This window comes from Indibacter alkaliphilus LW1, from assembly GCF_000295935.2.
Classification (GTDB): Bacteria; Bacteroidota; Bacteroidia; order Cytophagales; family Cyclobacteriaceae; genus Indibacter; species Indibacter alkaliphilus.
Window position 1 is genome coordinate 90,861 of sequence record NZ_ALWO02000037.1, and the last position, 12,980, is coordinate 103,840.

Genomic DNA, 12,980 nt, shown 5'->3' on the forward strand with positions numbered 1-12,980 from the left:
ATACTTGCCCTAATCGGTAAAAAGCCCTGTATTTTTGAATTCAGGCATTAAAAAAATCGAAAAACATTTGGCCATAGCTTCTCTTTTTAAAATACCATAATTTACAGAAAGATAATAAAAGTGTAAAGCGGCTGATTTTCAAGCACCTCTTCTTAAAAAAGCCTTCAAAAACTGAGTTAGTCTCTTTTCTCATCAGATCAACTTTTGTATTCAAGCAACATTATATTTATCTTGAAAGGAATAAAACATGTTTTTATTTGCTCCCAGCACAAAATTATTAAAAATTGATTATTTTAAATTTTAGTCAAAAATCAAAATTACTTGAATAATTTCGGATTATTTAAAAACTAAAATTTTGAATAAAAAAACATTTTCAACATCCTTTTGCATATCAGCAAAAGGCAGTTATTTTTAATCAACCTAGAACTTAGTGTTTTATGAAAGAAGAATATTTTAAATGGCATTCTCAATTTGTCAATAGGGAGGTTCAGATGCTGGTTTTTGGGCATGCTGGCTATCCTGTGGTTTTATTCCCCACATCCATGGGTTCATTCCATGAAAACAGAGATATGGGCCTTCTTGAATCAGCCAAATGGTATATTGATCAGGGTTTGATTCAGATTTTCTGCCCGGACAGCAGTGATAGACAAAGCTTCTATAACAAACACGTACATCCTCACCAAAGAATCCAAAATCATGTGGCCTACGATAAGATGATCTGCCATGATATCGTAGAAAGAGTAAGGCTAAATACCGGTGTGGGCAAAGTGGTAGTGGCAGGATGTAGCTTCGGAGGCTACCATGCAGCAAATTTTGCTTTTAGACATCCAGGATACGTCAGCCATATGTTTTCCATGTCCGGGGCTTTTGAAATCAGAAACTTTATGGATGGCTATGTCCATGATGACATTTTCTTCAACTCCCCTCTTGAGTACCTTCCAGGCCTTCAGGACCAAGAACTCTGGAAAATGGACATTGTACTGGGCACATCCAACTGGGACATTTGCTTTGATGCCAACATCAAGCTTTCGGATGTCCTGGAAGGTAAAGGAGTAAGACATTGGCTGGATGTCAGAAAAGACAGGCAACACGACTGGCCGGTTTGGAAAGAGATGTTTCCTCATTATTTATCAAGAATCAAATTCAATTAATCTAATACCACGCGTTTATGAAAAAGATAGGAATCCTATTTGGCATGGAAGACACTTTTCCCCATGCATTTATCGAAAGAGTCAACGAAAAGAAAGAAAAAGGCATCATCGCTGAAGCTGTAACTATAGATAAAGTCGTTCAAAACCGATTAACAGAATATGCTGTCATCATAGACAGAATTTCGCAGGATGTACCCTTCTATAGAGCCTACCTCAAGAACGCAGCTTTGACAGGTACCGCAGTCATCAACAATCCATTTTGGTGGTCAGCAGATGATAAGTTTTTCAACAACTGCCTGGCAGATCAGCTAGGCGTACCCCTTCCAAACACTGTTCTGCTTCCCTCCGCAGAGCATCCTACTGACACTACAGCCAAATCATTCAGAAACTTAAAAATGCCATTGGATTGGGAGGCTATTTTTGACTATATAGGATTTCCTGCCTACATGAAACCTTATGCTGGAGGTGGATGGAAAAATGTGTACCGCCTTGAAAACAAAGAAGAGTTTTTCGCCAAACACAGGGAAACAGGACAATTGGTAATGCTCCTTCAGGAAGAAATTGTCTTTACAGAATACTTTAGGGTGTATTGCTTGGGCGGTAAGGCTGTTCGCATCATGCAATATGAACCGAGAAATCCTCACCATCTCAGGTATGTCATCGATGGCCCACCGGCATCCAAGAAGTTGTTGAAAACAGTAAAAGACTACACACTCAAATTGTGCCAAGGTCTTGGCTATGATTTCAACACAGTGGAATTTGCGGTGAGAGATGGAGTGCCTTATGCTATAGATTTTGGAAATCCAGCTCCGGATGCAGACATCAATTCTGTAGGTCAGGCCAATTTTGATTGGGTTGTAGAGGAAGCTGCAAAAATGGCAATCACATACGCCAAGGCTCAAAAACCCGGCAAAGTCAATCTTACCTGGGGCACATTTATGAAAGATGCTGTCAGCATGGCCAAACGATTTTAATCATGAAAAAACTACCCGTTTTCACACTTGGGGTTGAAGAAGAATACCAGATTATAGATCCTGAAACACGGGATCTACGCTCTCATATGTCCAAAATCGTGGACGGTGCCAAGATTATCCTTCGCGAACAGGTAAAGGCCGAAATGCACCAATCGGTGGTTGAGGTCGGGACAAATATCTGTCAAAACGTATCGGATGCCAGAAAAGAAGTTTCTTTTTTAAGAAACAAAATTGTCGATTTGGCCTCAGAACAAAACCTCATTGTAGGTGCCTCAGGAACTCACCCATTTTCAAAATGGCAGGAGCAGCCTATCACGGATGATCCCAGATATGATGTGATCGTAAAGGAACTTCAGGATACTGCACGCTCAAATCTGATTTTTGGATTGCATGTTCATGTGGGAATAGAAAACAGAGAGGTAGCCTTGCATATCATGAATCAGGCCTGCTATTTTCTTCCTCATATTTATGCATTATCCACCAACTCCCCCTTTTGGGAAGGAAGGGACACAGGTTTCAAGGCATACAGGGCACACATATTTGCAAAATTTCCAAGAACAGGTTTACCGGAGTATTTTGATTCGGTACAATCTTATGACAATTTTCTCGAAACTCTTGTCAAGACCAATTGCATAGATAATCCAAAGAAAATCTGGTGGGATCTCAGGATGCATCCTTTTTTCAGTACAATTGAATTCAGAATCTGCGATATGTGCCTGACCGTAGATGAAACCATGTGTTTGGTAGCATTGATTCAGGCAGTGGTAGCAAAGCTATACAAAATGCACATGATGAACACGAGCTTCAATGTGTATAGAATTGCACTTATCAGAGAAAATAAATTCAGAGCGGCAAGGTATGGAACCGAAGGTCTGATGATAGATTTTGGTCAGAAAAAAGAAGTGGAATACAAAGCACTCATGATGGAATTGCTCGAGTTTGTAGATGATGTGGTAGATGAATTGGGCAGCAGGGAAGATATCAATTACATCCACAAAATCCTTTCTGAAGGTACTGGTGCCGACAAACAGAAAAAGGTTTTTGAAGAAACAGAAGACTTGGTCAAAGTTGTTGATTTCATCACAGGGGAATTTACCAAAGGGGTTTAGGTATTGAGAAAAACGGATTAAATCCTTTGTATTCAATATTTTGAAACTTTCTGAACGGGCAATCCCAAAGATGCATTAACTTGCGCCCTCATTTATCAAAAATATCATGCAGGAGAAAATTAAAGTGGCCATTCTGGACATGTATGACGGGGAGCCCAATCAGGGTATGCGATGTATCCATGATATTATCAATAGGTTTTCAGAAGATCTGACTTTCAAAGTTTATGATGTAAGAGGAAAAGCTGAATTGCCTGATCCGGACCAATACAATCTCTATGTCGCTACAGGAGGTCCAGGAAATCCATTAGAAGGAGATGGTAATTGGGAAGTGAAGTTTGGACAATTCTTAGAGCAAATCTGGTCCTGGAATAAGGAAAATACAAGAAAAAAACATATCCTCTTCATCTGTCATTCTTTCCAGATGGCTGTCAAGCATTTTGGTCTTGCCGAAATCACCAAAAGAAAATCCACCTCATTTGGAGTGATGACCATACACAAAACAGTCGATGGTTTTAATGATCCTCTTTTTGAGGCCTTGGACAATCCATTTTGGGCCGTGGACTCACGCGATTACCAAGTGGTCAAACCACATGCTAAAAAATTCAAGGCCATGGGAGCCAAAATCATAGCCCTCGAAAAAATCAGAAGCCATGTAGAATATGAAAGAGCCATCATGGCAGTCAGGTTTTCAGAAGAGTTGGTTGGTACACAGTTCCATCCTGAGGCAGATCCGGTAAGCTTTCTCAACCACCTCAAAAAACAAGAGGTCAGGGAAAAATTGATTGCACTCAAAGGAAAAACAAAATACAGAACTATGCTGGAAAGATTGGTGGATGAAAACACCATTTACAAAACCAATGAAACCCTGATACCCAATTTTCTTAAACAGTCCATAGAAAAAATAAGGCTGGAAAACAGCATTTTAATCTAAAAACTTATGATTTCAGCACATAGAAAACGGTTCAATTCAGAGTTTACAGAAGCCAAATACAAAGCATTTTTAGATGCTATAGCTTCTGATTTTGATTATCGCCCCACATTCAGAATTGCTGAAACGCCGTTTTTTATACCCAAGGAACTCAAAGAACAAATTCTTGAAGGCAGCAAGCAGGTCATTGATTTCATCAAAAGAGAAGACTTCAAAGAAATCACCCAAAAGTCTCTATTAATTAATTCCAATGTCCCTAATGAAGACAAACATACCCAGTTCCTTGCCATTGACTTTGGGGTATGCGAGGAGAATGGAAAAATAATCCCAAAACTTATTGAAGTACAGGGCTTTCCTTCCATTTTCAACTTCCAGTTTAATCTGTTCAAAAAACTAAAGGCTAGCTATCCTTTTTTGGATCAGCTAAGCCCCTATTTGGAAGGGCTAGATGAGCAAGGGTATTACAAAAAGTTCGAAGAAACTGTATTAAAAGGCTTCAATCCCGAAGAAGTCATACTCTTAGAGATAGAACCTGAAAAGCAAAACACCAAAATAGACTTCTACTACTGCAATAAAGACTTTAACATTCCCATTTGTTGCGTCACTGAAGTCACCAAAAAAGGAAATCAGCTTTATTATAACAATCCAGAAGGAAAAGAAATCAGAATCAGGAGAATTTACAACAGAGTGATTTTTGATGAACTCGAACTCCGAAAAGACCTGAAAATGAATTTTAGCTTTATGGATGATTTGGATGTGGAATGGGCAGGCCACCCGAACTGGTTTTTTAGGATTTCGAAATTTATTTTGCCTTACTTGCATGGACCCTATTTTATAGAAAGTAAGCTACTTAGCGAATTGAATGAAATTCCAGCTGACTTGGAGAATTATGTACTCAAGCCTTTGTTTTCATTCTCGGGTAGCGGCGTAATATTTCATGTCAAAAAAGAGGATATTGAAAATGTGAAAGAAAAAGACCTCTACATTTTGCAAAGAAAAGTGAACTACGCACCTGTAGTCGATGCGATTGAAGGCAAAGTAAAAGCCGAAGTGCGGATTCTTGCAGTATGGCCTGAAGGAGACGATTCCCCTACCCTGATGGGCAATCTGGTGAGGTTGAGCAGGGGAGAAATGATCGGCGTAAAATTCAACAAAGACAAGGATTGGGTCGGAGGTACGCTAGGCCTTTTTGAAAAATCATAAAAAAAAGACCGCCCTGTTAAGTAGCGGTCTTATATGCGGTATATAATTATCTGTTCCTATTTTCTCGTTCCCTTTCGTCTTGAGGAGTCATCCATGCAGGCCTTGCTTCTATCTCCTCTAGCTTGACAAGCTTTCCATCCTCGAAAGTAGCCAAAACATAAAATCTTTCCCCTCTGTCAACCCTGTAAACGGTTTTGCCATTATCCAAAGTATTGATGACGGCATCTCTATTCTGTCTCAAAAACCTTCTTTCTGTCATCCCTTTTTCAAATTCCGGTCTTGGCAGAAAAATCCCGCAAGAACCCAACATCATTAAAGTTGCTATAAAAACAATTCCTCTTTTCATAATTTTATTTTTTATAATGCATTAAAAGATACAAAAACTTTGCCATAATATTTGTAATTGAGGCTTAGACAATTAGCCATTTACCCTCTTGAATATAGCCTTTCCGATTTGGAAGATGAGGATTTTGCTTTACCTTTGTGATCTAGCGGCACGACCAGCTCCTGCTGAATCCCCCAGGTCCGGAAGGAAGCAAGGGTAGGCGGTTGTAGCGGTGCGATGCCGCTTCTTTTTTGATCTAAATAACTAACTGATTAGTGATTTTTGTAATTGATTTTAACTTTTTTTTAACTTTTTCACGCAAACCAAACTAATGATAAGTTTTTAAGGCTAAGAACAGCTTTTTCAGAATGAATATTTCCAATCTTTCGAATAGCAATCTTCCAAATCCCCTTTATTCAATTAACTTTGCTTGCAACATCAACAAAAACCTATAACATGAAATTCTTTATCGACACAGCCAATCTGGATGACATCAAAGAAGCTTACGACCTAGGCGTCCTGGACGGCGTCACTACAAACCCATCATTAATGGCCAAAGAAGGCATCAGTGGTGATGAAAAAGTGAAGGCACACTACAAGGCAATCTGTGATATTGTAGACGACAATGTCAGTGCTGAGGTAATTGCGACAGACTTTGAAGGAATGATCAAAGAAGGGAAAGAACTTGCCAAAATTGACAACAAAATCGTAGTCAAAGTACCCATGATCAAAGACGGGGTAAAGGCAATCAAATATTTCCATTCTGAAGGGATCAGAACCAATTGTACATTGATTTTTTCCGCAGGACAGGCAATTCTTGCAGCCAAAGCAGGTGCAACTTATGTATCTCCTTTTATAGGAAGGTTGGACGACATTTCTTACGATGGACTGGAACTGATAGAGCAGATCGTTCATATTTACAATACCTATGGGTACGCAACACAAGTATTGGCAGCTTCTGTAAGACACTCTATGCACTTGATCAAATGTGCGGAAATAGGTGCTGATGTAGCTACTTGTCCACTTAAAGTAATCACAGGATTGTTGAAACACCCTTTGACAGACTCTGGCCTGGCCCAGTTTTTAGCTGACCATGCTAAGGCTGCAGGAAAATAATTTAAATTCCGGGAAGGTGATCTATCAAAAAACCAACCCGGAATTTCTTTTTCTTAAAACAAAATCTCCCCAAATAGGGTAATACCTCAGATAAATAACCGTTAAGATTTTTTACCATGTACATTATCAAAGTCAAGGGCAAGGCAAAAATTCCTGATTACATTCAGATCAGAGATCTTAATTTTGTTTTGGTAGCTTATTTCAGAGCTGACAGGCCAATGAAAAATCTTGAGAAATTTGGATTGGAAGGAAAAGAAAAAGAATTGGAGGAATTGATCAACCAACTGCCCTTTGGAAAACTCCAAAAGCTGGAATTATAATTATGGATTTCGAAAGTCAGGCAATAATCAAAGTAGAAAACGGAAACATCTTTCAAGGGATGGATGCCATCCTTCAAGATGTCAATTTCACTATAGAACAAGATGAGTTTGTCTTCCTTATCGGCCGTACCGGTAGTGGAAAAAGCTCTCTGCTCAAAACCTTGTATGCTGATTTGCCCCTCAAAATGGGCAAGGCTGAGATCGTAGGGTTTTCCCTGGAAAAAATCAAAAACAAGGAGGTCCCATTTCTTAGAAGAAAGCTGGGAATAGTTTTTCAGGATTTTCAGTTGTTTCCGGACAGAACAGTCGCTGAAAATTTATTTTTCGTCATGAAAGCTACAGGCTGGAAAGACAAATCAAAAATGAACAATAGGATGATTGAGGTACTGCTCAAAGTGGGTTTGGGAGACGCCTCTACCAAAATGCCACATCAACTTTCCGGCGGAGAGCAACAAAGAGTCGTGATAGCTCGGGCTTTGATCAACAATCCATCTATCCTTTTAGCCGATGAGCCTACTGGAAATCTTGATCCGGATGTTGCTGATGGGATATTCAGACTATTTCAGGAAATCAACAAAGAAGGTACTGCTATCTTGATGGCCACTCATAACCATGATTTATTGCGAAAATATCCCTACAGAGTCCTCAAGTGTGAAAAAGGAAAATTACTTGATAGCAAAACCGCAGACATTAGCATCAACACCTCTTTTTAAAGTAGGTGTTTTTTTACTTTTTTACCTAAATTGAAAGCCCTAAAAGCACCTGAACATTGGACCAGCTTTTTGGTTTTATTTGAACTTAAGGAATCGAATATAAAAACTTACAATAGATTGTTTTTAATTACCATCCTCATCTTATTCGCTGCATCTTGTCAGGAAAAGGAGGATCCAATAGAAAATGACAGGAGAAATTCTACGAATGGGAAAATCAATACATGGATTCAAAATTTGATGGATCAGGGCTATTATTGGTTAGAAGACATGAATAATCCCATAGCCATAGATTCCGATCCTGAAGAATACTTTGAGGCCTTACTTTTCAGACCTACGGATAGGTATTCAGAAATTTATCCCAATTACCAAGAAATTGCAAATAGTCTACAGGGCATCAGAAGAGAAGCCGGATACGAATATTTACTGGCAAGAGAGAGTTCAACCAATGAAAATGTTTTGGCTTTCGTAGCCTATATTAAAGCAGGAAGCCCCGCAGAAGATGCAGGATTGCGAAGAGGGGACATTATCACCCAGATCAATGGCATTTCCCTAAACCTAAGTAACTTTCAGAACTTATTGAGAAGTACAAGGGACAATCATAGTTTGAATTTTCTCAGATTCAATGAATCTGAGGACAGCTATGAACCACAAGAAGAAATCAATTTACAGACAGTACAACTCTCAGAAAACCCTAACTTTTTGGATACTCTTTTTACAATCGACAATCACAAAATAGGTTATGTAGTCTATCACTTTTTTGCTTCTGGGATTTCCGGGCAAGCTGATCGCTATGACAGACAAATGGATGAGATTTTTGCCAGATTCAAATCTGAAGGAATCAACAATCTCATTCTCGATTTCAGATACAACGGCGGAGGTTCACTCAACAGTACACTGAATCTTGCATCCCTCATAGCTCCCAATGTAAGCACAGATGATGTCTTTCTCGAACAAAAGTACAACAGCTTTCTTACCCAATTTGAAGAGTTTCAAGATGATAAGTTGGAGTTTTTATCTAAAAATGAAAACCTTGGCCCTATTCTGAACGGAAACAGGGTTTATATCCTAACAAGTAGAAGAACTGCATCAGCCAGCGAAATGATCATCAATGGACTTAAACCCTATATGGATGTCAAACTGATTGGCTCCACTACAGAAGGTAAAAATGTAGGTTCGGCCCTCCTTCAGGAAGAAGACAATCCGGATAACGATTACGGGATGATGCCAATCATCACAATGCTCTTTAACAGCAATGGTCAATCAGACTTTATCAATGGTTTTGACCCCGACATTGAAGGTATTGAACTGACCCAAAGATTCCTTGCTCCGCTTGGAGACATCAATGAATATTTACTAAGCTTGGCCATTCAGGACATTACAGGGACAGCTTCAGCTTCTGAAAGGAGATCCAGAATAGATAGAGTTCCTCTTGGAGACTCATTCGAGAAAAAAATCCATTCAGGAAAAACTATTCATGAAGGGTTCAAATTACCTGTAAAATAGCAAGTTCTTTATTTACAGTTTTTGAAATTTCCTACAATCGATTCATAGCCGACAGGTAAAAGACAGGTTGTTCCCTAGCTATTAAGCTGCTACTTTCATTTCACCTATGAATTGCTATAACTAGTAGCCAACCTTTTCTCCAGCATCATAAAGGAAACTTTGCAAGCAAAAAGCGTAAATAAATTCCCCAATTTCACAATGACGCTTCCCGACGGGAGCCACCTCAGCGTTTAAACCATTATTTGAAGAGTGCTCCAAGGAAAATTCATCTTTGACATAAGAATCCCTGTCATTTTGTCTGTATTTTCTTAATTTCGCATCTCGAATTACATCATACATGGAAAATATCATCAAAGACATAGACATTATCGCGCCTGATCAAGCACAAGCTTGTGATTTCAAGACCACTGTGGAGGAGGATACCGGTAAATCCAAAAAACTTTACATAGAGTCTTATGGGTGTCAAATGAATTTCTCAGACTCTGAGATTGTAGCCTCCATCATGAAAGACAATGGTTTTGACACCACATCGGACTATGAGCAGGCAGACGTTATTTTTTTAAATACCTGCTCAATCCGGGAGAAAGCAGAGCTGACAGTGCGCAAAAGACTTTCCCAATTCAATGCCATTAAAAAACATAAACCTGAGATGACTATTGGCGTCTTGGGCTGTATGGCTGAGCGCTTGAAAGACAAACTGTTGGAAGAGGAAAAAATTGTTGATGTAGTCGTGGGACCGGATGCATACAGGGATCTTCCAAATTTGGTTTCTTCAGCAGAAGATGGACAAAAAGGTGTCAATACCTTCCTGTCAAGAGAAGAGACCTATGCAGACATTGCACCTGTAAGGTTAAATTCGAATGGAATAAGCGCATTTATCTCTATCATGAGGGGATGTGACAATATGTGTTCATTCTGTGTAGTTCCTTTTACCAGAGGAAGGGAAAGAAGTAGGGATCCACATTCCATTGTCAAAGAAGCGCAGGATTTATTTGAAAAAGGATACAAAGAAGTCACGCTTCTCGGACAAAACGTAGACTCCTACAAATGGTCACCCGAAGAAAACAACAAAGCGAGGCTAAATAAAAAAGAAGAGGAAGTAAGTACAGTAGTCAACTTTGCAAATCTTTTGGAAATGGTAGCCAAAGTATCTCCTCAGCTAAGAGTGAGATTTTCGACCTCTCACCCAAAAGACATAACAGACGAGGTGCTTTATACCATGAAAGCATACGATAATATCTGCAAATACATCCACCTGCCCGTTCAAAGCGGTAATTCAAGAGTATTGGAACTTATGAACAGGACTTACGATAGGGAATGGTATTTGAACCGTGTGCAGGCCATCAGGGAAATACTGGGAGAGGAATGCGGTATTTCTTCTGATATGATTGCAGGATTTTGCACAGAAACAGAAGAAGAACATCAGGACACACTGACTATCATGGATATAGTGAAGTATGATTTTTCATACATGTTCTATTATTCCGAAAGACCCGGAACTTTGGCTGCTAAAAAATTTGAAGATGATATCCCATTAGAAACCAAAAAAAGAAGGTTGGCTGAAATCATAGAAAAGCAAGCAGCGATTTCTCTTGAAAGAAATAAAATGGATATTGGGAAGGTTCAGGAAATCCTTGTTGAAGGGACTTCCAAACGTTCAGAGGAACAATTGAAGGGGAGGAATTCGGCCAACAAAGTGGTAATCATTCCCAATACGGGAATCCAACCCGGCACATACGTAAAAGTAAAAATCACAGACTGCTCTTCTGCAACACTTTTCGGGGAGTTGGTTTCTTAATAGGCAAAATGAACATGTTTTCAGATTCTGAATTATTGAGTATCAAACAGCGATTTGGCATTATCGGGAACAGTCCCTTGCTCAATCATGCCATTTCGGTTGCCATGCAGGCTGCCCCAACTGAGATGACCGTTTTGATTACCGGTGAAAGCGGTAGTGGTAAGGAGTCTTTTTCAAAGATCATTCATTCTATCAGCCCTAGAAAGCATGGTAAATTCATAGCTATCAATTGTGGTGCCATTCCCGAAGGAACCATAGATTCTGAGCTTTTTGGACATGAAAAAGGTTCTTTTACAGGGGCGCATGAAGCCAGAAAAGGATACTTTGAGGTCACAGATGGAGGTTCTATCTTTCTGGATGAGATCGGCGAGATGCCATTGGGAACACAAGCAAGGCTCCTTAGAGTCCTGGAAAATGGTGAGTTTATCAAAGTGGGTTCATCAAAAGTTCAGAAAACCAATGTTCGTGTAATTGCGGCCACCAATGTCAATTTGATCAAAGCAGTAGAAAAAGGGAAGTTTAGAGAAGACCTTTATTATAGATTAAATACCGTTCCAATTTACGTCCCACCACTTAGGGAAAGAGGGGATGATGTAGTGTTGTTGTTTAGAAAATTCACCTCTGATTTTTCTGAAAAATATGCTGTCAAGCCAATTTCCTTGGATGAAGAGGCGAGAAAATTATTGATGAGATTCCCTTTTCCTGGCAATATCAGGCAGTTGAAAAATATAGCAGAGCAAATCTCACTTTTGGAACAGGAAAGGGAAATAGATGCCGCTACTCTGGCAAGATACCTTCCTACAGGACAGTCACGATTGCCAGCGGTTTTCACCGGAGGCTCCAATAGAGAAGAAGGTCCTGATTTTTCAGAAAGAGAAATTTTGTACAAAGTGCTCTTTGATATGAAAAAAGACATGAACGAGCTCAAAAAGCTTGTTTTGGAATCCTATCAGTCCGGCGGTTTGAATTCTACAATTATCAACAAACACCAAAATCTATTTGAAGATCTGGAAAGCCCAGTTTCTTTCGAAGAAAAAGCCCAACAGGAAGCCCCCTCTTCACACATGCCTATTGTCCTGGATTCACAAAAAAGCAAGGAAGATTCCGATGACTATGATGATGACATTGAGGACATAATCCATGAGGAAGATGACAACTCACTTTCATTGGAGAAAAAGGAAAAAGAAATGATCATCAGGGCATTGCGCAAGCATAACAACAAAAGAAAATATGCTGCCAGTGACCTCGGAATTTCAGAAAGAACGTTATATAGAAAAATCAAACAGTATGACATTGATTAAGCGGTTCATAAGGGTAAGTTTCTTTCTATTCACAGGGTTGTTGATGTATGCCTGTTCGGTCAGCTATAGTTTTACTGGAACAAATATCAACTACGACATTATCAAAACTTTTTCTGTAGAAAACTTTTTCAATGATTCCGGTGGAGGCCCTGCAAATATGGAGCAACTCTTCACAGAATCACTGAAAGATTTTTACCAAAGAAATACACAACTTGAGCTGGTGCGGCTTAACGGTGACCTTCAGTTTTCAGGTGCTATCAATCGATACACGATCAACCCTCAGGCTACTGTATCTACTCAGGACCCCAACTTACCTGACAGGGCCGGACAAATGCGACTAACGATAGGTGTAGAAGTAGATTATGTCAATACTGTGGAAGAAGAATATAGCTTGAAGCGGACCTTTTCATTTTTCAAAGATTATGATCCAAGAACTACTTCAATCTTACAGGTAGAAAGTCAACTAATTGAAGAAATATTTGAAAGTATCATTCAGGATATCTTTACTGCTACCGTAGCCAACTGGTAAAATTTTGTAA

At 39.4% G+C, this 12,980-nt stretch carries 13 protein-coding genes and 1 other RNA gene; 13 read left to right on the top strand and 1 reads right to left on the bottom strand.

Annotated features, from left to right (window positions below; all coding sequences use genetic code 11):
- Nucleotides 1-437: 437 nt before the first annotated feature.
- The 5 genes from A33Q_RS12890 to A33Q_RS12910 all read left to right on the top strand — a co-directional run bounded on the left by A33Q_RS12890 (nt 438) and on the right by A33Q_RS12910 (nt 5,365).
- Complete coding sequence (locus A33Q_RS12890; RefSeq protein WP_009033264.1) at nt 438-1,151, top strand: esterase family protein; 714 nt, start codon at nt 438-440, stop codon at nt 1,149-1,151.
- Nucleotides 1,152-1,168: 17 nt separating this feature from the next.
- Complete coding sequence (locus tag A33Q_RS12895; RefSeq protein WP_009033265.1) at nt 1,169-2,125, top strand: ATP-grasp domain-containing protein; 957 nt, start codon at nt 1,169-1,171, stop codon at nt 2,123-2,125.
- A 2-nt stretch (nt 2,126-2,127) separates the two neighbouring features.
- Nucleotides 2,128-3,234 (top strand): carboxylate-amine ligase, encoded by a 1,107-nt coding sequence (locus A33Q_RS12900; protein ID WP_016255226.1) that lies wholly within the window; start codon nt 2,128-2,130, stop codon nt 3,232-3,234.
- A 106-nt stretch (nt 3,235-3,340) separates the two neighbouring features.
- Complete coding sequence (locus A33Q_RS12905) at nt 3,341-4,165, top strand: type 1 glutamine amidotransferase (protein ID WP_009033267.1); 825 nt, start codon at nt 3,341-3,343, stop codon at nt 4,163-4,165.
- Between the two features lie 6 nt (nt 4,166-4,171).
- Nucleotides 4,172-5,365: a hypothetical protein gene (locus A33Q_RS12910; RefSeq protein ID WP_009033268.1), complete on the top strand. Its 1,194-nt coding sequence runs from the start codon at nt 4,172-4,174 to the stop codon at nt 5,363-5,365.
- A 46-nt stretch (nt 5,366-5,411) separates the two neighbouring features.
- On the opposite strand, the gene A33Q_RS12915 is transcribed toward A33Q_RS12910, so the two are convergent.
- The gene (locus A33Q_RS12915) at nt 5,412-5,711 is read right to left on the bottom strand and encodes a hypothetical protein (RefSeq protein WP_009033269.1); all 300 of its coding nucleotides are present in this window, start codon (nt 5,709-5,711) and stop codon (nt 5,412-5,414) included.
- A gap of 142 nt (nt 5,712-5,853) precedes the next feature.
- On the opposite strand from A33Q_RS12915, the gene ffs reads away from it, so the two are divergent.
- From ffs to lptE, 8 genes are all read left to right on the top strand, one after another.
- Nucleotides 5,854-5,940: signal recognition particle sRNA small type (gene ffs, locus A33Q_RS21865), an RNA gene on the top strand.
- Between the two features lie 206 nt (nt 5,941-6,146).
- Entirely contained in the window at nt 6,147-6,806 is a 660-nt protein-coding gene (gene fsa, locus A33Q_RS12920) for a fructose-6-phosphate aldolase (RefSeq protein WP_009033270.1), read from the top strand.
- A 116-nt stretch (nt 6,807-6,922) separates the two neighbouring features.
- Nucleotides 6,923-7,126 carry a hypothetical protein gene (locus A33Q_RS12925; protein ID WP_009033271.1) on the top strand — a complete coding sequence of 68 codons (204 nt, stop codon included), beginning with the start codon at nt 6,923-6,925 and terminating at the stop codon, nt 7,124-7,126.
- Nucleotides 7,127-7,128: 2 nt separating this feature from the next.
- Complete coding sequence (locus tag A33Q_RS12930) at nt 7,129-7,839, top strand: cell division ATP-binding protein FtsE (RefSeq protein WP_009033272.1); 711 nt, start codon at nt 7,129-7,131, stop codon at nt 7,837-7,839.
- Nucleotides 7,840-7,956: 117 nt separating this feature from the next.
- Nucleotides 7,957-9,342 (top strand): S41 family peptidase, encoded by a 1,386-nt coding sequence (locus A33Q_RS12935; protein ID WP_016255228.1) that lies wholly within the window; start codon nt 7,957-7,959, stop codon nt 9,340-9,342.
- A gap of 337 nt (nt 9,343-9,679) precedes the next feature.
- Complete coding sequence (gene miaB, locus A33Q_RS12945) at nt 9,680-11,140, top strand: tRNA (N6-isopentenyl adenosine(37)-C2)-methylthiotransferase MiaB (RefSeq protein ID WP_009033275.1); 1,461 nt, start codon at nt 9,680-9,682, stop codon at nt 11,138-11,140.
- Between the two features lie 14 nt (nt 11,141-11,154).
- Complete coding sequence (locus tag A33Q_RS12950; RefSeq protein WP_009033276.1) at nt 11,155-12,441, top strand: sigma-54 interaction domain-containing protein; 1,287 nt, start codon at nt 11,155-11,157, stop codon at nt 12,439-12,441.
- Complete coding sequence (lptE, locus tag A33Q_RS12955) at nt 12,428-12,970, top strand: LPS assembly lipoprotein LptE (RefSeq protein ID WP_009033277.1); 543 nt, start codon at nt 12,428-12,430, stop codon at nt 12,968-12,970. The genes A33Q_RS12950 and lptE overlap by 14 nt, the downstream gene beginning before the upstream one ends.
- The last annotated feature ends 10 nt before the right edge of the window (nt 12,971-12,980 follow it).

Excerpts from the sequence above, each read along its gene's own strand:
- A33Q_RS12890 (WP_009033264.1), top strand. The coding sequence starts at position 438 with ATGAAAGAAGAATATTTTAAATGGCATTCTCAATTTGTCAATAGGGAG.
- A33Q_RS12895 (WP_009033265.1), top strand. The coding sequence starts at position 1,169 with ATGAAAAAGATAGGAATCCTATTTGGCATGGAAGACACTTTTCCCCAT.
- A33Q_RS12900 (WP_016255226.1), top strand. The coding sequence starts at position 2,128 with ATGAAAAAACTACCCGTTTTCACACTTGGGGTTGAAGAAGAATACCAG.
- A33Q_RS12905 (WP_009033267.1), top strand. The coding sequence starts at position 3,341 with ATGCAGGAGAAAATTAAAGTGGCCATTCTGGACATGTATGACGGGGAG.
- A33Q_RS12910 (WP_009033268.1), top strand. The coding sequence starts at position 4,172 with ATGATTTCAGCACATAGAAAACGGTTCAATTCAGAGTTTACAGAAGCC.
- A33Q_RS12915 (WP_009033269.1), bottom strand. The coding sequence starts at position 5,711 with ATGAAAAGAGGAATTGTTTTTATAGCAACTTTAATGATGTTGGGTTCT.
- fsa (WP_009033270.1), top strand. The coding sequence starts at position 6,147 with ATGAAATTCTTTATCGACACAGCCAATCTGGATGACATCAAAGAAGCT.
- A33Q_RS12925 (WP_009033271.1), top strand. The coding sequence starts at position 6,923 with ATGTACATTATCAAAGTCAAGGGCAAGGCAAAAATTCCTGATTACATT.
- A33Q_RS12930 (WP_009033272.1), top strand. The coding sequence starts at position 7,129 with ATGGATTTCGAAAGTCAGGCAATAATCAAAGTAGAAAACGGAAACATC.
- miaB (WP_009033275.1), top strand. The coding sequence starts at position 9,680 with ATGGAAAATATCATCAAAGACATAGACATTATCGCGCCTGATCAAGCA.
- A33Q_RS12950 (WP_009033276.1), top strand. The coding sequence starts at position 11,155 with ATGTTTTCAGATTCTGAATTATTGAGTATCAAACAGCGATTTGGCATT.
- lptE (WP_009033277.1), top strand. The coding sequence starts at position 12,428 with ATGACATTGATTAAGCGGTTCATAAGGGTAAGTTTCTTTCTATTCACA.